Origin of the sequence: Ramlibacter sp. AN1015, assembly GCF_037726105.1 — a bacterium.
Lineage (GTDB): Bacteria > Pseudomonadota > Gammaproteobacteria > Burkholderiales > Burkholderiaceae_C > Ramlibacter.
Map to the genome: position 1 here is coordinate 1 of NZ_JBBJUM010000014.1, position 22,248 is coordinate 22,248.

Consider the following 22,248-nt stretch of genomic DNA (forward strand, 5'->3'; position numbering starts at 1 on the left):
GCGACCCGTGGGGCCCTGTCGTGCCCCACGGGCGACCTGCGGTGCTCGGTCGGCGGGGGAAGCGCGCAAACTCGCCCTGCGGGCTCAGACACGCGCGCTTCTTTTTCCCCGCCGCCCTGCGCGCCGCAGGCGCAGCCACAGGGGGGAGGGGGCCCCGACGGGCCATCGCTGCGCTCGGCCGCGGCGCTGGCGGACATTCATCGGCCGAGCCGAGCGTGTGACGCTGGAGCCGAGTGGCTTCATCTGCGCTGTGGCGTTTCGCGTTCTAGGACTTGTGTAGTCGAAGAGAGGCGCCGGGAGTTCGCCCCGGCGGGCGACCTACTTTCTTTGCTTCGCCAAAGAAAGTAGGCAAAGAAAGGCGACCCCGGTGTCTGCGACCCTTGCGGCCCTGTCGGGCCGCAAGGGCGACCTGCGGTGCTCGGTCGGCGGGGGAAGCGCGCAAACTCGCCCTTCGGGCTCAGACATGCGCGCTTCTTTTTCCCCGCCGCTCTGCGCGCCGCAGGCGCAGCCACAGGGGGGTGGGCCCCGACGGGCCATCGCTGCGCTCGGCCCCAGATCTTGGGGAGAGTTCATGGCGGCTGAGAACTGCGGTGTGTCCCGCTCACGTACGCCGTACGACTCCCATACCTAACCGACTTGACGCCACGTCACGCCATCACGTCACGCCATCACGTCACGACACGTCACGCCACGCCACGACACGGCACGACACGTCACGTCACGCCACGCCACGCCACGCCACGCCAAACGCCAAACGCCAAAACGCCAAAACGCCAACGCCAACGCCAACGCCAACGCCAATCCGCAACGCGCGCCAGAAGCAACCACGAAGGACACGGCCACAAGCCGTGTTGACCCCAAGCCCGTGTGTCTGCGCCTGCGCCGGACGGCTTCGGCCGGAAAAAGGGCCGCGCGTGTCTGAGCCCGCAGCGCGAGTTTGCGCGGACCCCGGCCGAAGCCGTTCGGCGCAGGGCGCCCCGCAGCGCAGCGTAGGGGTCGCAGACAGTCGGGTCGCCTTTCTTTGCCTACTTTCTTTGGCGAAGCAAAGAAAGTAGGTCGCCCGCCGGGGCGAAATCCCGGCACGCCGCGCAAGCGATGAACTCGCAACGCCGCAGCACGCCTCGCACAAGCGATGAACTCGCAACGCAGCAGCACGCCTCGCACAAGCAAGCACGGGACCCGCCACGCAACGCCAGCACCGCGCGCCAGAGCAAACCACGAAGGAAACGGCCGCAGGCCGTGTTGACCCCGAAGTCCCGTGTCTCTGCGCAGGTCGCCCCGCAGCGCAGCTCGGGTCGCCTTTTCTTGGTCACTTCTCTTGGCGAAGCAGAAGAAGTGACTCGCCCGCCGGGGCGAGATCCCGGCACACGCCCCCCGCGCACCCTCCACCCGCGCCAACAAGGGAAACCGAGCGCATGAGTACGCTTTCCGAACGAAGGCTAAGCGTTTATGCTCAAGCAAAGACTCGTCAAGGGGCCGTATGAATGCAATGGTGTTGCCCGGACCGGGTGGGCGGAGTCGCCCGTGAGCCTGCGCGAGCTGCGGTTCTTCCGCAACTACAACCGCACCCTCGGCGCCGCCTACCTCGCGCTCCTGCTCGGGATGTCCGGCTTCTTCGCCTGGCAGCTCGATCGCGCCATGGACGACGAGGTCCGCGCCCTCGGCGAGCACCTGCAGCGGCACCATCAGTTCCTCGAATTCGTGCTGCGCTCCTCCGCCGACCAGGTGGAGTCCTTGCGCATGGCGGCGGGCCGACCGGCCGCAGGTGGTCGGCGCCCGCGCGCGACGTGCCCAGGCCGGCCCGCACAGCTCGCCACGCGCGCAGCGCTGCGGCCGGCAGCCGCCGGCGGCTGGAACCGGGACCTGCTCGAGGATCGCGACGCCGGTGGCAACCTCGTGGGCGTGGGCGCGCTCGGGGGACGCGACCCCGACTTCTACTGCGATCTGGACGCGGCCCTGTCGCTGGATGCGCAGCTGCGCTCGGTGGCATTTCGACTGCCGCACGCGGCGCGCGCGAGGTTTCTCTCGGTGCAGCAGTTCCAGCTCGCCTGGCCCTGGCGCCCCGCACACGAGATCCCGTTCATGCCGGCGCTCTACGACGATCCGGTCTGGCGCATCGCGCAGCCCCAGCGCAACCCGGAGCGGCTCAAGTTCTGGGGGCCCGCCTATTTCGGCGGACAGGACGTCGGCCTGCTGGTGCCGGTCGCCGCGCCGGTGTACGACGCCGACCGCTTCATGGGCGTGGTGGCGCTCGACATGAGCCTCGATTACCTGCACCGGGTGCACGCCAGCTTCGCCTGGGGTCTCGGCACGGCGTCGGTGATCGACGAGAGCGGCGCGCTGCTCGCGCATCCCGGGCTGTACGCCGACCCGCTCGCGGTTCTCTCGACGCTGCACATGTCCCAACTCCTGGCGCCCGACGCGCTGCCGGACTTCGCGTCCGTGCTCGCGTTGCCCGATGGTGTGCCGGTGGTGCGCAATGGCAAGCTCCTGATCCGCCGTGGCTTCGCTGCGGCGCCGTGGCACCTGGTCCAGGTGGTCCCGCGCAGCGCGCTGTGGACCAAGCTGCTGTTCGAACGCGGCGCCGGGATGCTGGCGGCGCTTGCCGGGATGGCCCTGCTGATGGCGCTGAGTTGGGTGCTCACCTCGCGCGAGTTCGTGCTGCCTGCGGCACGGCTCGTCTCGCATCTCATGGCCGAATCGGGAGGGCAGCCGCAGCCGGTGCCGCGCGTGCCCCCGGCATGGCGACCGTGGTTCGATGCGATCACCCGCGCCTTCCGGCGCTCGCTGGAGCTCACCGCGCTGCGCCGCGAACTCGACATCGCTGCGCGCTTGCAGCAGTCGATCCTGCCGCGACACTGGCCCTCCGATGCGCGCTTCACGTTGTGGGGAACGACGGCGGCGGCGCGGGAGGTCGGGGGCGACTTCTACGACCACTTCCAGCTGGTCGATGGCCGCTGCGCCCTGGTGGTGGCGGACGTGAGCGGCAAGGGGATCGGCGCCGGGCTGTTCGCCATGGTCGCCAAGACGCTGTTGAGATCGGTGGGCCTGCAGGCGCAGGCGGCGGTGGGCGAGGTCTGCGGCCACGTGAACACCGGGCTGTGCGCCGACAACGACACCAGCATGTTCGTCACGGCCCTGCACGCGCACTATGAGCCCGCGAGCGCCGAGCTGGTCTACGTGAGCGCGGGCCATCCCCCGGCGCTGTGGATCCATGCCCACGGCGGCTGCGAGTGGCTGGCCTCCACCGGCGGCACCGCGCTGGGCGTCGTCGAGGACCTCGCGTACCGGGAAGGCCGCATTCGCCTGGCACCGGGCGAGACCCTGCTGATGTACACCGATGGCGTCACCGATGCCGAGGACGCGGGCGCACGAGCTTTCGGCATGCAGCGCCTGCAGGCGCTGTTCGCGCAGCGTCCGCCGGCCGGGGCGCGCGAGGCCGTCGATCGGGTGCGCAAGGCACTGATCGACTTCACGGACGGCGCCGAGCAGTTCGACGACATCACCTGCATGGCGCTTCACTGCAACCGGTTGGGGGCGGCGGCATGAGGCGCCGCGACGGGGCCCCTGCACTGGCGCAGCGCCGGTCGATGCAGTCCATCGCGTCTTCGCAGGTGCGGTGCTCGCTGGCGCGCCGGCTATCGCACGCATTGCGGTCCGTGCGGCCCTTGCATGTCCTCCTGGCGCTCGCGTTCATGGCGCTCGCGCCACTCTCGAGGGCCGACGCCCTGGACGACATCCAGCGGCGAGGCCGGCTGGTGGTGGGCGTCAAGCAGGATGTGCCGCTCTGGGGATGGACCGATCCGCGCACGGGCGTACCGGTGGGGCTGGAGCCCGACCTCGCGGCCGACCTGGCGCAGCGCCTAAGCGTTCGCCTGGAACTGGTGGGGGTGCTGACCTCCGAGCGGCTGGATGCGCTCGAACGTGGGCGCATCGACGTGCTGATCGCAACCCTGTCCGACACGCTCGAGCGGCGTCGGCAGGCGGCGCTGGTGGAGCCGCACTACTACGCGTCGGGGGCCAACGTCATGGCACGCCGCACCCTGGCCCTGCGCAGCTGGTCCGACCTGCGTGACCGGCGCGTGTGCGGCCGCCGAGGCGCGTTCTACAACCGCGCGGTGACCGTCGAGCACGGCATCGACATCGTGGCGCTGTATAGCAACACGCTGGCCCTGGCCGCCTTGCGTGACGGTCGCTGCGACGCGGTGCTCTACGACGACACCAACATACTGGCCATGCTGCAGGACACCGCGTGGGGCCGCGACTTCGAGATGCCGCTGCCCTCGCAGCACGTGATGCCCTGGTCCATCGCGCTGCACCGCGACGAAGCCGGCGGCCGGCTGGCGGCGATGGTGTCGCAGGCGGTGGTCGATTGGCACCGCTCGGGCGAGCTGGCCCGACTCGAGCGCAAGTGGGGCATACCGGTCTCGGCGTTCACCAGGCGCATGAACGCGCTCTGGAGCCGGCGTGACAAGGGCGGCGCCTGGCACTGCGGGGCATCGGTCGGGCCCACGACGCCGAAGGAGTGCCTGTGAACCTCGGCTGGAGCGGCGTGCGCGAGCAGCTGCGCGATCTCTACGACGCCTACTACGCCTCGCGAGATTACGAGCGCCGCTACCCCCGCGCGAACCACGGCACGCTGGCGTTCATGTGGCGCCATGGCGCGGCGCGTGCGCGCTGCGTGCTCGACGTCGGTTGCGGCAGCGGACGCTATGCCATGCCGGTGCTGGCGGCCGGCAATGCCCGCGTGGTGGGCTGCGACATCTCGCGTGCGGCCATCGACGCCTTCGCCGCTCGGCTGCGGGGACACCGGCACGCAGCCCGCGTGACGCTGGTGCATGGTGGCGCCGAGGCCCTTGCGCCGCAGCTTCGGGCCGACTGCATCCTGCTGCTGTTCGGCGTCCTCAGCCACGTGGGACCACGCGCGGCGCGCGTGCGCGCGCTCGCCGAGCTGCGCGCGCGTGCCGCCGACGACGCGCGCCTGCTGCTGTCGGTGCCGAGCATCTGGCGCCGCCGGCCGATGGAATTGATGGCGTCCTTGGCGGACGTGCTGCGGGGCCGGCGCGAGCGATGGGGCGACATCGCCTTCCAGCGCGACATCGGTGGCCACAAGCGCACGTTCCACTACCACCTGTACACGGTGGCCGCGCTGCGCGAGGAGCTGGCGCTCGCGGGCTGGCAGCTCCAGGCCTGGGAGGCGGAGAGCCTGCTGCCGGAATGGCTGCTGACGCAGTGGCCGGCGCTGGAGCGGCTGGATCTCGCCGTGCAGCCGTGGCTGCCGGCGGCGTTCGGCTACGGTATCCGCGCCATGGCGCGCGCCACGCCCCACCAGCGCCCGCCCGCGGAGGGCGGCGCGGCGTGAGGCGCTGCCCAGGCGTCCGCAGCGCCTGCATGCCGGCGCTCGTGTCGGCGATCCTGCTGTCCGTGTCGGGTGCTCTGCCGGCGTCCGTCGTGGCGGCGGCGGCGGCCGGTGCCGAGCCCGTGGGCGACACGCTCGCGCGCATCCGTGCGCGCGGCGAGGTGGTGGTCGGGGTCAAGGCCGACTACCCGCCATTCGGCATGCGCGATCCGGCCGGGGAACTGCGGGGTCTCGAACCCGACCTGGCGGCTGACCTGGCCGCCCGGCTCGGGGCCAGGCTGCGCATGGTGCCGGTCACCGGAGCGAACCGCCTCCAGAGGCTGGAGGAGGATGCGGTGGATGTGGTGATCGCCACGCTCGGCGACACCGCGCAGCGGCGCCGGATCGCCACGCTGATCGAGCCCAACTATTACGCCTCGGGCGTAACCCTGATGGTGCGCCCCGGCACTCGGCTTGCCGACTGGCCCGCCGTCCGCGGCCAGACCGTGTGCGCCGTCCAGGGCAGCTACTTCAACCGGGCCATGGCCGAGCGCCACCTCCTGCACTTGCTCACCTTCACCAGCGGGCGCGACGCCAGGCTGGCGCTGCGCGACGGCCGGTGCATCGGGTTCCTGTTCGACGACACCGCCATCCAGGCCGACCTGCGCCAGCCGCAGTGGGCCGGATATGCGGCGCCGCTGCCACCGACGCTGAACGTCCCGTGGTCGGTGGCGCTGGCCCGGCGCGAAGCGGGCGGTGCACTGGAGCGGCTGGTGGGCGACGCGGTGGCCGAGTGGCATCGCAGTGGCTTCCTGCGCGATCGCGAGCGCGCCTGGGGCCTGCCGCCTTCGCGCTTCCTGGCCGAGGCCGAAGCCATGTGGCTGGCCCGCAGCCCCGACGGCACGCCGGTGTGCGCCCGCCTGCCGGACGGGCGCTGGCCGGCCGACTGCCGCAACCGCGCGCTGCTGCAGGCGCAGGACGTGGCCGGGCTGCACCAGTTCGGCCTTGCAGTGCGCGAACTCACCGGCTGGGACCTCAGCTTCGTCTACGACCCCTTCGACCGCATGCGATTCCTCTCGGGCCTCGGGACGACGGTGCTGCTGATGGTCGCCTGCGTGCTGGGCAGCCTTGCACTGGGAATCACGGGCGCGCTGCTGGCGCAGGCCCGCTGGCGCGCGCTGGCTCTGGCGACCCGCGCGCTCGCCGAGTGGGTCCGCATGACGCCGCCGCTGCTGCAGATGCTGCTGCTGTATTTCGGCCTGGGCTCGGTGTCCTGGTCCGCCTGGGTGCTCGGGGCACCGGCCTGGGCCATCGCCGTGCTGGCGCTGAGCGGCTATGCCGGAGCGTCGGTGATGGCGGCGCTGCTCGAATCCGCGCAGTTGCATGCGCGCCAGCTGCCCGGCTTCCGCCTGCGGCCCGCCACGCTGGCCCCGGTGGTCGGCGACGCGGCGGGCTCGATCACGGCCAGCCTCGTGAACGTCTGCAAGGCCACGATGATGGCCTCGGTGATCGCGGTGCCCGAGCTGCTGTCGGTGGCGACCGGGATCCTGGTGGATACCGGCAACGTGCGCGAGGTGATGAACGCCTTGCTGCTGAGTTTCCTGGTGCTGATCGCGCTGGCCGTGCGGCTGCTGCGCGGCCTCGAGCACGCCCTTCGGCGGCATGCGGCGGCCGTGCCGCTGCCCGCGGGCGCTCCTGAAGTCCTGGAGCAAAGCCGGTGAGCACGCTGCAGGCGCTGCTCGCGTGGACGCCGTTTCTGCTGGGCGGCTTCGCCTGGAACGTGGCGATCGCCTGCGCGGCGATGCTGCTCGGCACGGCGGCGGGAGCGGCGCTGGCCCGCGCCCGGCTGTCATCTGCGCCCTGGCTGCGCCGCCCGGCCGAAGCCGCCACCGAGCTCAGCCGCAACGTCCCGACCATCGTGTTCCAGTTCTACCTGGCGCTGATGCTGCCGCCCGACTGGGTGCCCACCTGGCTGAAGGCTGCCCTCGCGCTCGCCGTGGCGGTGGTCGGCTTCACCTCGGACAACCTGTTGATCGCCCTGCGCGCCTGGCGTGAGGGCCGGCACGGCGCGGCGCTGCTGTTCGTGCCCTCATGGGCCAGTTTCCTGCTCATCATCGTGATCGCCTCCAGCACGGCCTCGATCATCGGCGTGGGCGAACTGGTGAGCCGCAGCAATACGGTGATCGCCGCCACGGCCGACACCAGCCTGCTGGTGCCGGTCTATCTCTACGCCTGTCTCATCTTCTTCTGCTTCTGCTGGCCGCTCATGGCCGGGCTGCGCAGGGTGCGTGCGGTGCTGGGCGAACGCCTCGGCTCCTGACCCCGCGGCGGGCGCTGCTGCGCCACAATCGCCGGATGCGATCAGAGGTTGTCTATCTGCCGGGTACCACGCCGCTGGTGCTCGATTCGCCGCACAGCGGCACCGGCTATCCCGACGACTTCGGCCACTGCTGCGACCCCGCCGTCCTGCGCCGCGCCGAAGACACCCACGTGGAGGCGCTGTACGACTTCGCGCCGCAGCTCGGCGTGGCCTGGATCGAGGCCTTGTTCCCGCGCAGCTATCTCGATGTGAACCGGGACGTGGGCGAGCTCGACGTCGAGCTGCTGGACGGTTCCTGGCCCGGCGAGCTCGCCACGGATCCTGTCGTGCTCTCCAAGGTGCGGCTGGGCAAGGGCCTGGTGTGGCGCTGCACCGACGACGGCCAGCCGATCTACGACCGGCGCCTGTCGGTGGCCGAGGTCCAGGCGCGCATCGACCGCTGCTGGACTCCGTACTACGCCGCCGTGCAGGCGGCGATCGATGCCGCCCACGCACGCCACGGCTACAGCATCCACATCAACTGCCATTCCATGCCCGCGGTGGCCGCGAGCCACGCGACCGAGTTCCCTGGCATGGAGCACGACGACTTCGTGGTCGGCGATCGCGACGGCAGCACGGCCTCCGCGGCGCTGTCGCGGTGGCTGTGCGAGTGGCTGCGCGGGCGAGGCTACAGCGTCTCCTACAACCACCCCTACAAGGGCGTGGAGCTGGTGCGGCGCTTCGGCTTGCCGGCCGACAACCGCCACAGCATCCAGCTGGAGATCAACCGCAGGCTGTACATGGACGAGCGCACCTTGCAGCGCCACGCCGGCTTCGAGCCGCTGCGCGCCCAGCTGCGCGAGCTGGTGCAGGCGCTGCTGGTCCTCGATCCGCGGGGGCTGGGCTGATGGAGCGGGTCGATGCACTGGTGATCGGCGGCGGGGTGGTGGGACTGGCCGTGGGCAGGGCGCTTGCGCAGGCCGGCCGGGAGACCATCGTGCTGGAGGCGCAGAACGCGATCGGGCAGGGCGTGAGTTCGCGCAACAGCGAGGTCATCCACGCCGGCCTCTACTACGCGCCCGGCTCGCTCAAGGCGCGCCTGTGCGTGCGCGGCAAGGAACTGCTGTATGCGCTGTGCGCCAGCCACGGCGTGGACCACCGCCGCTGCGGCAAGCTCACCGTGGCCAACAGCGAAGCCGAAGTGGGCGCCCTGCGCGGGCTGCAGGCGCGCGCGTCCGCCAACGGCGTGGAAGCGCACTGGCTGGAGGCGTCCGAGGCGCATGCCCTGGAGCCGCAGCTTCGCTGCATCGCGGCGCTGCTCTCTCCCAGCACCGGCATCATCGACAGCCACGGCCTGATGCTGGCGCTGCAGGGTGACCTGGAACACGCCGGCGGCATGGTGGCCCTGGCCTCGCCGGTCGCTTCGGCCGTGCTGGGCCGCGGGGGGGAGCCGCACGTCGTGCGCCTGGAAGACGGCAGCGAAGTGGCGGCTGCGGTGCTGGTGAACGCAGCAGCGCTGCACGCCTGCCACTTGGCCCGGCAGTTCACGGGCCTCGACGGCGCGCACATTCCGCAGCCGCGCTATGCCAAGGGCAACTACTACGCCCTCCAGGGTCGCGCGCCGTTCTCGCACATGGTGTATCCGGCTCCGGCCGACGCGTTCCTCGGGGTGCACCTCACGCTCGACCTCGGCGGCCAGGCCCGCTTCGGCCCGGACCTGGAATGGCTGGAGAAGGCGGAGCGGCCCGAGGACATCGATTACGCGGTGGACCCGCGTCGCGCGGACGGCTTCTATGCCGAAGTGCGCCGCTACTGGCCCGACCTGCCCGACGGAGCGCTGGTGCCGAGCTACAGCGGCGTGCGACCGAAGATCCACGGGCCAGGGGAGCCGGCGCCCGACTTCCGCATCGACGGCCCCACGCGGCACGGCGTCGCAGGCCTGGTAAACCTCTTCGGCATCGAATCGCCCGGCCTCACCAGCTCCATGGCCATCGGCGAAATGGTGCGCGACCTGCTGGCAGCCTGAGGCGGACCAAACCCCGCTTCGTCAGGCCCGGTCCCGCGCCGCGGCAGCAACGGCGCGCGCCGCCTGCGGCACCAGCGCCGGGCCCTTGTAGATCAACCCGGTGTAGATCTGCACCAGGTCGGCGCCGGCCTGCAGCTTGGCCGCGGCATCGGCACCGCTCAGGACCCCGCCCACGCCCACGATGGGAAATTGCGGCCCCAGCGCCGTGCGCAGCTGCCGGATGACGCGGTTGCTGGCCTCGAAGACGGGACGTCCGCTCAGGCCACCCGCCTCCTGGCCATGCGGCAGCCCCTGCACGGCGTCGCGGGCGAGGGTGGTGTTGGTCGCCACCACGCCGTCCATGCCGTGCCGTTGCAGGGTGGCTGCGATCACATCGATCTGTTCCTGCACCAGGTCGGGCGCGATCTTCACGAACAGCGGCACGCGGCGCCCATGGCGCGCCTGGAGTTCGGAGCGCCGTGCGGCGAGCGCGCCGAGCAAACCGGCGAGCGCTTCGTCGCTTTGCAGCTGCCGCAGGTTGGCGGTGTTGGGGCTGGAGATGTTCACGGTCACGTAATCGGCGTGCGGGTAGACGCCGTCGAGGCCGGCCAGGTAGTCGTCGGTCGCGCGCTCGATGGGCGTGGCCGCGTTCTTGCCGATGTTCAGGCCCAGCACGAGGGCGTCGCGCACCTGCCGCACGCGCGAGCGGCGCACGTTGTCCAGGAAGGCGTCGAGGCCGTCGTTGTTGAAGCCGAGCCGGTTGATCAGGGCTTCGGCGCGCGGCAGGCGGAACATGCGCGGGCGCGGGTTGCCGGGCTGGGCGCGCGGGGTGACGGTGCCCACTTCGACGAAGCCGAAGCCCATGGCCGCGAACGCGTCGATGCAGCGCGCGTTCTTGTCGAGCCCCGCCGCGAGCCCCACGCGGTTGGGAAACCGCAGGCCTGCGATCTCGACCGGATCGGCAACGCGCGCCTGTTGCCAGCCATGGCGCAGCGGCGTGCCCTGTAGCCGGGCGAGCGTGTCGAGCGTGAGGTCGTGGGCGCTTTCGGCGTCGAGGGTGAACAGCAGCGTGCGCGCGAGCGGATAGGGCAGGAGGGCCATGGATAATCGTCGATTCGGATTCGAAGGATTGTCGCGTGACTCAGGACGAATTGAAGGCGCTGGTCGGCCAGGCGGCGCTGCAGTACGTGGTGCCGGGCGAGATCGTGGGCGTGGGCACGGGGTCCACGGTCAACAAGTTCATCGACGCGCTGGCATCCATGAAGGACCGCATCGCCGGTGCGGTGTCGAGCTCCGTGGCCTCGACCCAGCGTCTGGCGGCTTTGGGTATTCCCGTGTTCGATGCCAATGCCGTGGGCGAGCTGTCGGTCTACATCGACGGCGCCGACGAGATCGACGGCAACGGCTACCTGGTCAAGGGCGGCGGAGCGGCACTCACGCGCGAGAAGATCGTTGCGGCGCAGTCGCGCCGCTTCGTGTGCATCGCCGACGCGTCCAAGCGGGTCGAGGTGCTGGGGCGATTTCCGCTGCCGGTGGAGGTGATCCCCATGGCGAGCGCGCGCATTGCGCGCCAGTTCGCAGCGATGGGTGGCACGGCCCGCGTCCGTATGGCCGGTGACACCCCTTTGGTCACCGACAACGGCCAGCACATTCTGGACGTGACCGGCCTTGAGATCCGCGAGCCGCTCGCGTTCGAGTCGATGGTGAACCAGTGGCCCGGCGTGGTGACGGTGGGCGTGTTCGCGCACCAGAAGGCCAACGTCTGCCTGCTGGCGACGGCCGAGGGCGTGCAGACGCTGAACTGGTAGGCGAGAGGCCGGCGTCCGAGCCGCGGGCCGGCAGTTGCGCGCCAAGGCGACACGGCAAGCTAGCCGAAATCGGCGCAGCCATCTCACGGTGCTCCGCTAGCCGAAGATGCGCGGGCCGTCGCGTGCAGAGGAGGCGGAATCGCCGAGGTGGGCTGGCGCGGGGGGCGCGTCCCCCTCATCTGCGATCTCGGCGATGCGCTTCTTCCAGCGCTCGGCCTGGTTCACGAAGGTCTCGACGAGTTTCTCGAACGAGGCGTCGTCCAGCTCGGTGACGGCGCGCGCATGGGCCAGGATGATTCCGTTGCTGGCCTCTTCGAGCCCGAGCGTGGCGCCGTCGGTGCGGTGCCAGTACAGGTTGGCCACCATCAGTTCGCGCAGCAGCCGCTCGCCGCCCTCGGCGGGCGCTTCGGCGAGGTACGTGGAGAGGATCAACTGGCCCTCCACGTCGTCGAATTCGATGTTGAGGATGATGTCGCCGTCGAACAGCAGGACGCAGCTGTTGGTGGTCGCATCGAGTGTGAGCTCGGGCAGCGTGAGCAGTTGGCCGAAGTTGGCGATCAGTTTCTCGGCGAGGGATCTCTTGTCCATGCGGGCTCCTGGTGGTCCACGGCTTCAGTGACCGGCGGCCCGCGGTGGTTCCGGGAGTCGAGAGAATGGGCGCCGTGCCGCGGCAGGATGCGAGGACGGTCTTCAGGTTCGACGCACGCGGGCATGCGAAGCAGGGCCGGCGCCGCGGCGAATGCAGCCTGCGGGCCGATAGCTCCACTGCCAACGCAACGCCAGGCGCCCGCGTGGACCCTAGAACTGGATACCTGCGGGGTTGCTGGTGTTGCTGTCGCCAGTGGCACGCGAGCCCCCTCCGGGGCTTGTGGCGGCCGCCCGGGGCGAAGGCTGTTCGGCCTGCGCCGGTGCCGGCGCAGGCACGGCAGCGGCCGTGGGGGGCGCGAGCGGGCTGGCAGGGGCGGCGCGCCAGCCGGCGGGCAGGGCCGAGACCTGGGGGTAGCCGGCGGCGTCGAGCAGCTTGTGCCACTCGCTGGCGGCAAAGCCCTTCACGTGCTGCTGGCCGATGGTGAGAAACGGCAGGCTGCGTTCACCGGAGACGCGCTGCAGGGCGTTTCCATCTTCGGCGGTGGTGATGGAGCGCTCGGCATAGGGAATTCCCCGCGCCACCAGCAGCGTCCGCGCGGAATCGCAGGGAGGGCACTCGGGTCCGGCGTAGAGGACGACGGGGAAGCGCTGCGCCACCTGCCGCAGCGCGAATGGCAGGGGCGCGGTGGGCGAGGGCGCGACACCGCCCGTCGGCGCGGACGCTTTCGCATCCGGTGGCGGCACATCGGAAAAAACGACCCGCCCGTCGGGGCCGACGCTGCGGTAGATCGGCTGGGCCTGCGCGGTGGCCGACAGGGCTGATGCGGCCAGCGCAAGCAATGCGGCAGATACGGCGGTTCGGGTCATGACTTCTCCTCGTACTGCGACTGCACCCCGGCCTCAGGCCATGCCCTGATGGCGCAGCAGTGCGTCCATGGTGGGCTCGCGCCCGCGGAACTCCTTGAACGATTCCATCGCCGGGCGGCTGCCGCCGACCTCGAGGATGGACTGCCTGTATTTTCGGCCGGTTTCGCGGCTCGGCAAACCCTCGGCATCCATGGTTTCCTCGAAGGCGGCCCAGGCGTCGGCCGACAACACCTCCGCCCACTTGTAGCTGTAGTAGCCCGCCGCGTAGCCGCCGGCGAAGATGTGGCTGAAGGTGTGAGGCGTGCGGCTGAAGGCCGGCGGCTTGATCACCGAGACCTCGTCGCGCACGCGCGCGAGCAGCGGCAGCACGTCGTCGGCCGGGTCGTGTTCGCTGTGCAAAAGCATGTCGAACAGCGCGAATTCGATCTGGCGCAGCGTCTGCAGGCCGCTCTGGAAGTTGCGGGCCGCCACCATCTTGTCGAACAGTGCGCGCGGCAGCGGCTCGCCGGTATCGACGTGGCCGGTCATGTGGCGCAGCACGTTCCACTCCCAGCAGAAGTTCTCCATGAACTGGCTGGGCAGCTCGACCGCATCCCATTCGACACCGCTGATACCGGACACGTCACGCTCCTGCACCTGGGTGAGCATGTGGTGCAGCCCATGGCCCGCCTCGTGGAACAGGGTGGTCACGTCGTCGTGCGTGAGCAACGGCGGCTTGCCGCGGCCACCGCCGGCGAAGTTGCACACCAGGTGCGCCACCGGCGTCTGCAGCTGGCGCGTGTCGGGCCGCAGCCAGCGTGCGCGCACGTCGTCCATCCAGGCGCCGCCGCGCTTGCCGCTGCGTGCAGTGGGGTCCAGATAGAACTGGCCAACCAGCTTGCCGTCGCGCTCGATGCGATAGAACTCGACGCAGTCGTGCCACACCGGCGCCTCGTCGCGGCGGATCGCCACTTCGAAAACCGACTCGATGATCTTGAACAGGCCGGCCAGCACCTTGGGCGCGGTGAAGTACTGCTTGACCTCCTGCTCGCTGAAGGCATAGCGCGCCTCCTTGAGCTTCTCGCCGATGAAGGACCAGTCCCAGGGCTGCGGATCGGGGATGCCGAGGTGTTCGGCCGCAAAGGCGCGCATGTCGGCCACGTCGCGCTCGGCGAACGGCCGCGCCTTGCCCGCGAGCGTGCGCAGGAAATCGACTACCTGCTGCGGCGAATCGGCCATCTTGGCTGCGAGGGAAGCCTCGGCAAAGTTCTTGAAGCCTAGCAGTTGCGCCTCCTCGTGCCGCAGCGCCAGGATCTCCCGCATGATTTCGGAGTTGTCGAAGCGGCGGAACTCCTCGGGCGCCTGGTCGCTGGCGCGCGTGGCATAGGCCCGGTACATGCGCTCGCGCAGCGCGCCGCTGCGGGCGAACTGCATCACCGGCAGGTAGCTGGGCATCTTGAGGGTGAGCCTGTAGCCTTCATGGCCCTCGGCCTCGGCAGCCGCGCGGGCGGCGTGCACCACATCGTCGGGTACGCCGTCGAGTTCGTCGGCGCCGGCGTAGTAGGCGAACGAATCCGTGGCGTCGAGTGCGTTCTCGCTGAACTTCTGGGCCAGCTCGGCCTGCCGCTCCTGGATGGCGGCGAACCGCTCCTTGGCTGCTCCGGTCAACTCGGCACCGCCGAGCACGAAGTTGCGGATGGCGTTCTTGTGGGCCTGGCGCTGCTCGGCGTTCAAGGTGGACGGGTCGATGGCCTTGTACTTGGCGTAGAGGCGCTCGTCACTGCCCAGGCGCGTCCAGAACTCGGTCACGCGCGGCAGGCCCGCGTTGTAGGCGGCGCGCAGCTCGGGTGTGTCGGCCACGCCGTTGAGGTGGCTCACCGCCCCCCAGGAACGGCCCAGCTTTTCAGTCGCGCAGTCCAGCGTGAGTGCCAGGCGGCTCCAGTCGGCCGGGAAGTCGGGCACGACCACCGCCTCGAGGGCCTGCTCGCACTGCGCGAGCAGGGTGTCGAGCGCCGGGGCGACGTGCTCCGGCCGGATGCGGTCGAACCGGGGAAGGTCTTGGAAGTCGAGAAGGGGGTTGTCACTCATGCGGGGCATTGTGCGCCAGCGGCTTTCTCCCGTGCCGGCGCGCGGATTGATTTGCCCGATGGCGCCGATCGCCGATCGCCGAACACCGATGGGCGATCGGCATGCGGCGATCAACGCGTGGCGCGCTCGGCCGCTTCGAGCGTGTTCACCAGCAGCATGGCCCGCGTCATGGGCCCGACGCCGCCGGGAACCGGGGTGATCCAGCCCGCCACCTGGCGCACGCCCTCGAAATCGACGTCGCCGCAGAGCTTGCCTTCGTCGTTGCGGTTCATGCCGACATCGATGACCACGGCGCCTGGCTTGACCATGTCGGCCGTGAGCACGTTGCGCTTGCCGACCGCAGCGACGATCACGTCGGCCTGGCGCGTCATCGCGCCCAGATCGGCCGTCGCGCTGTGGCAGATGGTCACCGTGGCGTTCTGCTGCAGCAGCATCATCGCCATGGGCTTGCCGACGATGTTGCTGCGCCCGATGACCACGGCGTGCTTGCCGCGCAAGGAGAAGCCGATGCTCTCGAGCATCTTCATGCAGCCGTAGGGCGTGCACGGCCAGAAGCCCGGGCGCCCGACCATCAGGGCGCCGGCGCTGGAGACATGGAAGCCGTCCACGTCTTTCGAAGGCGCGATGGCTTCGATCACTTTTTGCGCGTCCATGTGCGCCGGCAGCGGCAGCTGCACCAGGATGCCATGCACAGCGGGGTCGGCATTGAGCGTCCGGATCCGCGCGAGCAGATCGGCCTCCGGGAGGTCGGCCGGGTAACGCTCCAGCGTGGCCTCGAGGCCGGTCTCGGTGCTGTCGTTGACCTTGTGGCGCGTGTAGACCTGGCTCGCCGGGTCGTCTCCGACGAGCACGATCGACAGCCGTGGCTGGATTCCGCGCGACTTCAGGTGGGCGATGCGGTGCGCGACGTCGGCGCGGATGGACTTGGACAGCGCGATGCCGTCGATCAGCTGGGCGGGCATTTCGGCAGGAGAGCTAGAAGCTGGAATTCAGGTGCGGTGAAGTGTGGTCTGCGATCCGGCACCGGGGGGCCAGGGCAAAGGACGCGATCGACGCCCCGGCTGCCTGGTGCTGGAACGTGGGTGCAGGCCGGGTGGAAAGCAGGCGCATGGGCGGGAGTGCAGCTGGTTTGCCGTGGCACCCGGCCCGTGCGTTCCGTGCCTGCCCTGGCAGCCCGGCGGGGCCTGCGTCAGGCCCTCGGGCCCAGGGCGATCTTCAGCAGATCGGCCACCGTGTTCGCGTTCAGCTTCTCCATGATGTTGGCGCGGTGCGCCTCCACCGTCTTGATGCTGATGCCCAGGTCGTCGGCGATCTGCTTGTTCAGGCGGCCGGCGACGATGCGCTCGAGCACCTGCGCCTCCCGCGAGGTGAGCTTGGCGAGCAGCGCATCGCGGCTGGCGGCACTCTGGTATTCGGCGAAGGAGCCGCGGGCGTGATCGAGCATGCGCTCGACCAGATTGAGCAGCTCTTCTTCCTTGAACGGCTTCTGGATGAAGTCCATCGCGCCCTTCTTCATGGTGTTCACGGCCATCGGCACGTCGCCGTGGCCGGTGATGAACACGATCGGAAGGGGAGACTTGCGTTCGATCAGCTTGTCCTGCAGCTCAAGGCCCGTCATGCCGCCCATGCGGATATCGACGATCAGGCAGGCGACCTCGCGCGGGTCGTAGCGGGAGAGGAAGGTTTCGGCGGAATCGAAGCAGCGTACGCGGTAGTCCTTGCCTTCGAGCAGCCACTGCACGGAATCGCGAACGGCTTCGTCGTCGTCCACCACGTACACGGTGCCCTTCTTCGGAATAAGGCTCATGCTGTGACCCCTGCGTCCTTGCCTGCTGTGTTGTGGGTCGCGGCGTTGACCGGAATCCAGAAGGAAAACTCGCAGCCCGCCACGTCGGGGCCATTGTAGATGTTCTCTGCATGCATTCTTCCCTGGTGCGACTCCACGATGGTGCGACACAGGTTCAGGCCGATGCCCATGCCTTCGGCCTTGGTGGAGAAGAAGGCTTCGTAGAGGCGGTCGAGGACTTCGGGAGAGAGCCCGCGTCCGGAGTCGCGCACGGTGAACTCGACCACCTCCTGGGCGTCGATCTGCCGCGGCACCACACGCAGTTCGATGCTGCGCGCGGAGGGTCCGCGCCGCGCGAGGTCGATCGATTCGGCGGCGTTCTTCAGCAGGTTCACCAGCACCTGCTCGATCAGGATCGGATCGACCATCAGGCGTGGCAGCCGCGCGGCCAGATAGTGCGAGAGCTTCACGTTGCGCCGGCGCAGTTCGATCTCCACCAGTTCCACCGCCTCGGTCACCATCGGTCCGACCTCCGACAGTGTCCGGTTCGGTTCACTGCGCTTCACGAAAGTGCGTATGCGCTGGATGATCTGCCCGGCACGCTGCGCCTGGCGCGCGGTCTTCTCCAGCGCGGCGAGCAGGTCCTCGTCGTTGATCTGGCGGCCCTTGATGCGCGAGACCATCCCGTTGCAGTAGTTGTTGATTGCCGTGAGCGGCTGGTTCAGTTCGTGCGCGACGCTCGAAGCCATCTCGCCCATGGTGATGAGCCGGCTTGCCGTCTGCGCGCGTTCGGCCTGCATCGCGGCCTGCTCCTCGGCGAGCCGCCGGGCGCTGATGTCGGTGGCGATGACCATCTGTGCCAGGCGCCCGTCCACCCAGTTCAGGTAGCGCGAGCGCACCTCCAGCCACTTGCCGAGTTCGGGCACGAAGATCTCCGCGTTCCCGCTGTGCACGGAGTCGAGCTGGCCGGTGGGCAGCCCGACGAAGGCATCGACGTCGTCGAGCGCCTCGTCCGGACTCAGGTGGGTGGGCGTGCCGGCCTGCGCCACCATCTGCAGGTGTCCGGCGGTGTGGGTGCCGAACCACTGCCGGTACAGCTTGTTCGCGAACAGCAGCTCTTCGCTGCCCAGCGGCGCGACCGACACCGAGGCGTCCAGCGCCTCCAGCACCGTGGTGAAGCGCTCGTGCGAGGCCTGCAACTGCTCACGGATGCGATTGGGCTCGGTGATGTCCGTCATCGAGGTCATCCAGCCGGTCTGCTGGCCCTTGGCGTCGATCAGCCGCGATACGTACAGCCGCGCGTCGAACAGGCTGCCATCCTTGCGCTTGACACGCACCTGGAAGCCGCCGGGCGTGTTGCGCCCCTGCAGTTCGTCCTCCAGACGCGCGGAGAGCAGGTCCCGGTCTTCGTCGGGCCAGTAGGGGAAGGGAGGGAGCCGGCCCACCAGTTCGGCTTCGCTCCACCCCGTCATCTGGCAGAAGGCGAGGTTCACATACGTGATGCGGCCCTGCATGTCCATGGCGCGCATGCCGGTGAGCACCGAGTTTTCCATGGCGCGGCGGAAGTTGGTCTCCGCGACCAGCGCACGCTGGGCCTGCAGGCGGCGGCGCACGTGGCGCCAGTTGCCGATCAGCATCCACGCGGTCATCACGCTCAACGTCCCCACCAGCCAGAAGAGGCCACTGCCGACCATGCCGAGCGAGGTGCGGTACGCCTGGGCGCGGATCACCAGCCCGTTGCCGACGGGGGAGACGGGAATCTCGTAGCCGTTCGCGCTGCGCGAGATCCACGGCAGCAGCTGGCTGGCCGCGCTGCGCGCCGGAACGGCCGTTCCCGCCAGCATCTGCCCATTGCCGTCGAGGAGGGCGACCGCGTACTTGGCCGCCACCTCGGTGGGAACGCCGTAGCGCAGCAGGCTGTCGATGGAGTATTCGCCCAGGATCACGCCGCCGAAGCGGCCCTGGTCGGTCAGCGGCACGTGCAGCTGCAGCAGGCCGGCGTTGTCCGCGCGTGCGGCGGGCTGCGAGTACACCGGTTGCTGCAGATCACGCGCGAGGCTGTACATCGTCTCGGTTTCGCCGGTGCGCAGCACTTCACCGGGCAGCCGCTGCTGGAAGCTCGCCACGCTCGGCGCGGAGTAGGTGGCCTTGATGCGGCGGCGCTCGTCGATCCACGACAGCGCCTGCAGCTCCGGATACTGGATCACCATGGACTCGGCGCGGCCCATGAACTCCTCGGGGTCCACTTCCTTGTTGGAGATGTCGCGCGCAATGCGCATCAGCTGCTCCTGGCGCTCGAGCAGGCGCAGGCGCACACGCTGCTGCGCGTACTCGACATCGCGCTTGACGGCTTCGAGTTCGCGGTCTTCCTCTTCGAGGCGCAGGTAGCCGAAAGCGGAGACGATGGCCGCCAGGAACAGGAAGACCGCGACCAGCGGCGCCAGCATGGCGAAGCGGTCCTGCCGGCTCGCCGGCTGCTTGCGCCACCAGCGGCGCAGCCAGGGAGCGGGAGGCACGGCTTCGTGCAATTCCGACGGGGATACCGAGTCCTGCATAGACCGGCGAGTGTAGGCTTGCAGGGCATTGACACCGGGCCGCACGGCTTTGCAACGCGCATGGCGAGCGGGCTTCTAAATTTCGCATTGCAAAAGGCCTGTGCGCTATTTGAAAGGTAGGCGAAATGTGTCACACTGCGCGCCGCCACGGAGCCCCCGTACTTCCGCTAACCTGCCCCCGAAGGAGACAAGCACATGTCAGCTCAGCCCGACAGCACGTTCGGCTCGGCCGCGAACGACGCGGACGCCCAGGAAACACGCGAATGGGTGGACGCGCTGTCCGCTGTGATCGCCAACGAAGGGCGAGAGCGCGGGCATTTCCTGCTCGAGCAGCTGCTCGAGGAAGCCCGGCAGCAGGGTATCGACCTTCCTTTCTCGGCTACCACCGGCTACGTCAACACCATCGAGCCGCAGGACGAGGAGCGTTGCCCGGGCAACCTGGAGATCGAGGAGCGGCTGCGTGCCTACATGCGCTGGAACGCGATGGCGATGGTGGTCAAGGCCAACCGCCTGCACCCGGCCGACGGCGGTGACCTGGGGGGACACATCAGCTCGTTCGCCTCGCTCGCCACCATGTTCGGCGCGGGCTTCAATCACTTCTGGCACGCCGAGAGCGAGAACCACGGCGGCGACCTGCTCTACATCCAGGGACACAGCGCACCCGGCATCTACGCGCGGGCATTCCTCGAGGGACGCATTACGGAGGAGCAGCTGCTGAACTTCCGCCAGGAGGTCGATGGCAAGGGCCTGTCCAGCTATCCGCACCCCAAGCTGATGCCGGAGTTCTGGCAGTTCCCCACCGTCTCGATGGGCCTGGGCCCGCTGATGGCCATCTACCAGGCACGCTTTCTCAAGTATTTGCACGCGCGCGGGATCGCCAACACCGAAAACCGCAAGGTCTGGGCCTTCCTGGGCGACGGCGAGATGGACGAAGTGGAAAGCCTGGGCGCGATCGGCGTGGCCGCGCGCGAAGGGCTGGACAACCTCATCTTCGTGGTGAACTGCAACCTGCAGCGCCTGGACGGCCCCGTGCGCGGCAACGGCAAGATCATCCAGGAGCTCGAGGGTGAGTTCCGCGGAGCCGGCTGGAACGTCATCAAGCTGATCTGGGGCAGCTACTGGGACCCTCTGCTGGCCCGCGACAAGGACGGCATCCTGCGCCAGATCATGCTGGACACGCTGGACGGCGACTACCAGGCGATGAAGGCCAACGACGGCGCCTACGTGCGCAAGCATTTCTTCGGCAAGCACCCCAAGGCGCTGGAGATGGTCGCGAACATGAGCGACGACGACATCTGGCGGCTGAACCGCGGCGGCCACGATCCGCAGAAGGTGTATGCGGCCTACCACCGCGCGGTGAACCACAAGGGCCAGCCGACCGTGATGCTGATCAAGACCGTCAAGGGCTTCGGCATGGGCAAGGCCGGTGAAGGCCGCAACATCGCGCACCAGGCCAAGAAGCTCTCCGACGAGGACATCCGCACCTTCCGCGACCGCTTCAACATCCCGATCCCGGACGACAAGCTGCCGGACATCCCGTTCTACAAGCCCGAAGAGCACACGCCGGAGATGCAGTACCTGCACGCCCGCCGCCAGGCGCTCGGCGGCTACCTGCCCAAGCGCCGCGCGCGCGCCGACGAGCAGCTCAAGGTGCCTCCGCTCGAAGCGTTCAAGTCGGTGCTCGAGCCCACGGCCGAGGGGCGCGAGATCAGCACCACGCAGGCGTACGTGCGCTTTCTCACCGTGCTGCTGCGCGACAAGGAACTGGGGCCGCGCGCCGTGCCCATCCTGGTCGATGAGGCCCGCACCTTCGGCATGGAAGGCCTGTTCCGCCAGATCGGCATCTACAACCACGAAGGCCAGAAGTACACGCCGCAGGACCGCGACCAGGTCTCCTACTACAAGGAGGACAAGTCCGGGCAGATCCTGCAGGAAGGCATCAACGAGGCCGGCGGCATGGCCAGCTGGATTGCGGCGGCGACGTCGTACTCCACCAACAACCGCATCATGGTGCCGTTCTACATCTACTACTCGATGTTCGGCCTGCAGCGCGTGGGCGACCTGTGCTGGGCTGCGGGTGACATGCAGGCGCGCGGCTTCCTGCTGGGGGGCACCTCCGGGCGCACCACGCTCAATGGCGAGGGACTGCAGCACGAAGACGGCCACAGCCACGTGCTGGCGGCCACCATTCCCAATTGCGTGAGCTACGACCCGACCTACGCGCACGAGGTGGCGGTGATCATGCAGCACGGCCTCAAGCGCATGGTGGAAGACCAGGACAACGTCTTCTACTACATCACCCTGCTCAACGAGAACTACGCCATGCCTGGACTGCAGCAGGGCACGGAGGAGCAGATCATCAAGGGCATGTACCTGCACAAGCCCGGCGACGGCGCGGGCGCGGGCAAGCCCCAGGTGCAGCTGCTCGGCTCGGGCACCATCCTGCGCGAATCGCTGGCGGCGCAGGAGCTGCTCGCGCAGGAGTGGGGCGTGTCGGCGTCGGTCTGGAGCTGCCCGAGCTTCAACGAGCTTGCGCGCGAAGGCCAGGACTGCGACCGCTGGAACCTGCTGCACCCCACCGAGGCGCCGCGCGAGTCCTTCGTGCATCGGCAACTCGCGCCCCATGCCGGACCCGTGGTCGCATCGACCGACTACATGAAGGTGTATGCGGACCAGATCCGCCCCTTCGTCCCCAAGGGGCGCAGCTACCGGGTACTGGGCACCGACGGTTTCGGCCGCAGCGATTTCCGCACCAAGCTGCGGGAACACTTCGAGGTCAATCGCCACTACATCGTCGTGGCGGCACTGAAGGCGCTGAGCGACGACGGCGCCGTGCCCGCGACCACGGTGGCCGAAGCGATCGCCAAGTACGACATCAAGGCCGACCGCATCAATCCGCTGTACGCCTGAACGCCGTTGCGGCGAACAACAAGAA

16 protein-coding genes are annotated in these 22,248 nt (G+C 69.3%); 9 read left to right on the forward strand and 7 right to left on the reverse strand.

Going from position 1 to position 22,248, the window contains the following annotated elements; all coding sequences use genetic code 11:
• Window positions 1-1,524 precede the first annotated feature (1,524 nt).
• The 7 genes from WG922_RS18480 to WG922_RS18510 all read left to right on the forward strand — a co-directional run bounded on the left by WG922_RS18480 (window position 1,525) and on the right by WG922_RS18510 (window position 9,663).
• Complete coding sequence (locus tag WG922_RS18480; RefSeq protein WP_340284311.1) at window positions 1,525-3,549, forward strand: SpoIIE family protein phosphatase; 2,025 nt, start codon at window positions 1,525-1,527, stop codon at window positions 3,547-3,549.
• Between the two features lie 110 nt (window positions 3,550-3,659).
• Complete coding sequence (locus tag WG922_RS18485) at window positions 3,660-4,535, forward strand: transporter substrate-binding domain-containing protein (protein ID WP_340284313.1); 876 nt, start codon at window positions 3,660-3,662, stop codon at window positions 4,533-4,535.
• A complete protein-coding gene (locus tag WG922_RS18490; RefSeq protein ID WP_340284315.1) occupies window positions 4,532-5,362 on the forward strand; it encodes a class I SAM-dependent methyltransferase in 831 nt (276 codons plus the stop codon). Before WG922_RS18485 ends, WG922_RS18490 begins: the two co-directional genes overlap by 4 nt.
• 29 nt (window positions 5,363-5,391) lie before the next feature.
• The gene (locus tag WG922_RS18495; RefSeq protein ID WP_340284316.1) at window positions 5,392-7,059 is read left to right on the forward strand and encodes an ABC transporter permease subunit; all 1,668 of its coding nucleotides are present in this window, start codon (window positions 5,392-5,394) and stop codon (window positions 7,057-7,059) included.
• Window positions 7,056-7,658, forward strand: coding sequence for an ABC transporter permease subunit (locus WG922_RS18500; RefSeq protein WP_340284317.1), 603 nt, complete (start codon window positions 7,056-7,058; stop codon window positions 7,656-7,658). The genes WG922_RS18495 and WG922_RS18500 overlap by 4 nt, the downstream gene beginning before the upstream one ends.
• 35 nt (window positions 7,659-7,693) lie before the next feature.
• Complete coding sequence (locus WG922_RS18505; RefSeq protein ID WP_340284318.1) at window positions 7,694-8,545, forward strand: N-formylglutamate amidohydrolase; 852 nt, start codon at window positions 7,694-7,696, stop codon at window positions 8,543-8,545.
• Window positions 8,545-9,663, forward strand: coding sequence for an NAD(P)/FAD-dependent oxidoreductase (locus WG922_RS18510; RefSeq protein ID WP_340284319.1), 1,119 nt, complete (start codon window positions 8,545-8,547; stop codon window positions 9,661-9,663). Before WG922_RS18505 ends, WG922_RS18510 begins: the two co-directional genes overlap by 1 nt.
• Before the next feature lie 21 nt (window positions 9,664-9,684).
• Here the strand turns inward: WG922_RS18510 and WG922_RS18515 are convergent, their stop codons facing one another.
• Window positions 9,685-10,743 carry a quinone-dependent dihydroorotate dehydrogenase gene (locus WG922_RS18515; RefSeq protein WP_340284320.1) on the reverse strand — a complete coding sequence of 353 codons (1,059 nt, stop codon included), beginning with the start codon at window positions 10,741-10,743 and terminating at the stop codon, window positions 9,685-9,687.
• A gap of 35 nt (window positions 10,744-10,778) precedes the next feature.
• Between WG922_RS18515 and rpiA the strand changes: the two genes are divergently transcribed.
• Entirely contained in the window at window positions 10,779-11,450 is a 672-nt protein-coding gene (rpiA, locus tag WG922_RS18520) for a ribose-5-phosphate isomerase RpiA (RefSeq protein WP_340284321.1), read from the forward strand.
• Between the two features lie 96 nt (window positions 11,451-11,546).
• Here the strand turns inward: rpiA and WG922_RS18525 are convergent, their stop codons facing one another.
• The 6 genes from WG922_RS18525 to WG922_RS18550 all read right to left on the reverse strand — a co-directional run bounded on the left by WG922_RS18525 (window position 11,547) and on the right by WG922_RS18550 (window position 19,313).
• Window positions 11,547-12,038, reverse strand: coding sequence for a type III secretion system chaperone (locus WG922_RS18525; RefSeq protein ID WP_340284323.1), 492 nt, complete (start codon window positions 12,036-12,038; stop codon window positions 11,547-11,549).
• 210 nt (window positions 12,039-12,248) lie between these two features.
• Window positions 12,249-12,905: a glutaredoxin family protein gene (locus WG922_RS18530; RefSeq protein WP_340284324.1), complete on the reverse strand. Its 657-nt coding sequence runs from the start codon at window positions 12,903-12,905 to the stop codon at window positions 12,249-12,251.
• Window positions 12,906-12,938: 33 nt separating this feature from the next.
• Window positions 12,939-14,972 (reverse strand): M3 family metallopeptidase, encoded by a 2,034-nt coding sequence (locus WG922_RS18535; protein ID WP_340284325.1) that lies wholly within the window; start codon window positions 14,970-14,972, stop codon window positions 12,939-12,941.
• A gap of 110 nt (window positions 14,973-15,082) precedes the next feature.
• On the reverse strand, window positions 15,083-15,934 hold the full coding sequence (locus WG922_RS18540; protein ID WP_340284326.1) for a bifunctional methylenetetrahydrofolate dehydrogenase/methenyltetrahydrofolate cyclohydrolase: 852 nt from the start codon (window positions 15,932-15,934) through the stop codon (window positions 15,083-15,085).
• 227 nt (window positions 15,935-16,161) lie between these two features.
• Window positions 16,162-16,779, reverse strand: coding sequence for a response regulator transcription factor (locus tag WG922_RS18545; RefSeq protein WP_340284328.1), 618 nt, complete (start codon window positions 16,777-16,779; stop codon window positions 16,162-16,164).
• Window positions 16,776-19,313, reverse strand: coding sequence for a PAS domain S-box protein (locus WG922_RS18550; RefSeq protein ID WP_340284329.1), 2,538 nt, complete (start codon window positions 19,311-19,313; stop codon window positions 16,776-16,778). Before WG922_RS18550 ends, WG922_RS18545 begins: the two co-directional genes overlap by 4 nt.
• 195 nt (window positions 19,314-19,508) lie before the next feature.
• Between WG922_RS18550 and aceE the strand changes: the two genes are divergently transcribed.
• On the forward strand, window positions 19,509-22,223 hold the full coding sequence (gene aceE / locus WG922_RS18555; protein ID WP_340284330.1) for a pyruvate dehydrogenase (acetyl-transferring), homodimeric type: 2,715 nt from the start codon (window positions 19,509-19,511) through the stop codon (window positions 22,221-22,223).
• The last annotated feature ends 25 nt before the right edge of the window (window positions 22,224-22,248 follow it).

What these genes read in the sequence shown, in the direction of transcription:
- WG922_RS18515 (WP_340284320.1), bottom strand. Translation starts at nt 10,743, where the DNA reads ATGGCCCTCCTGCCCTATCCGCTCGCGCGCACGCTGCTGTTCACCCTC.
- WG922_RS18495 (WP_340284316.1), top strand. Translation starts at nt 5,392, where the DNA reads ATGCCGGCGCTCGTGTCGGCGATCCTGCTGTCCGTGTCGGGTGCTCTG.
- WG922_RS18525 (WP_340284323.1), bottom strand. Translation starts at nt 12,038, where the DNA reads ATGGACAAGAGATCCCTCGCCGAGAAACTGATCGCCAACTTCGGCCAA.
- WG922_RS18505 (WP_340284318.1), top strand. Translation starts at nt 7,694, where the DNA reads ATGCGATCAGAGGTTGTCTATCTGCCGGGTACCACGCCGCTGGTGCTC.
- WG922_RS18530 (WP_340284324.1), bottom strand. Translation starts at nt 12,905, where the DNA reads ATGACCCGAACCGCCGTATCTGCCGCATTGCTTGCGCTGGCCGCATCA.
- WG922_RS18540 (WP_340284326.1), bottom strand. Translation starts at nt 15,934, where the DNA reads ATGCCCGCCCAGCTGATCGACGGCATCGCGCTGTCCAAGTCCATCCGC.
- WG922_RS18550 (WP_340284329.1), bottom strand. Translation starts at nt 19,313, where the DNA reads ATGCAGGACTCGGTATCCCCGTCGGAATTGCACGAAGCCGTGCCTCCC.
- WG922_RS18510 (WP_340284319.1), top strand. Translation starts at nt 8,545, where the DNA reads ATGGAGCGGGTCGATGCACTGGTGATCGGCGGCGGGGTGGTGGGACTG.
- WG922_RS18545 (WP_340284328.1), bottom strand. Translation starts at nt 16,779, where the DNA reads ATGAGCCTTATTCCGAAGAAGGGCACCGTGTACGTGGTGGACGACGAC.
- WG922_RS18535 (WP_340284325.1), bottom strand. Translation starts at nt 14,972, where the DNA reads ATGAGTGACAACCCCCTTCTCGACTTCCAAGACCTTCCCCGGTTCGAC.
- aceE (WP_340284330.1), top strand. Translation starts at nt 19,509, where the DNA reads ATGTCAGCTCAGCCCGACAGCACGTTCGGCTCGGCCGCGAACGACGCG.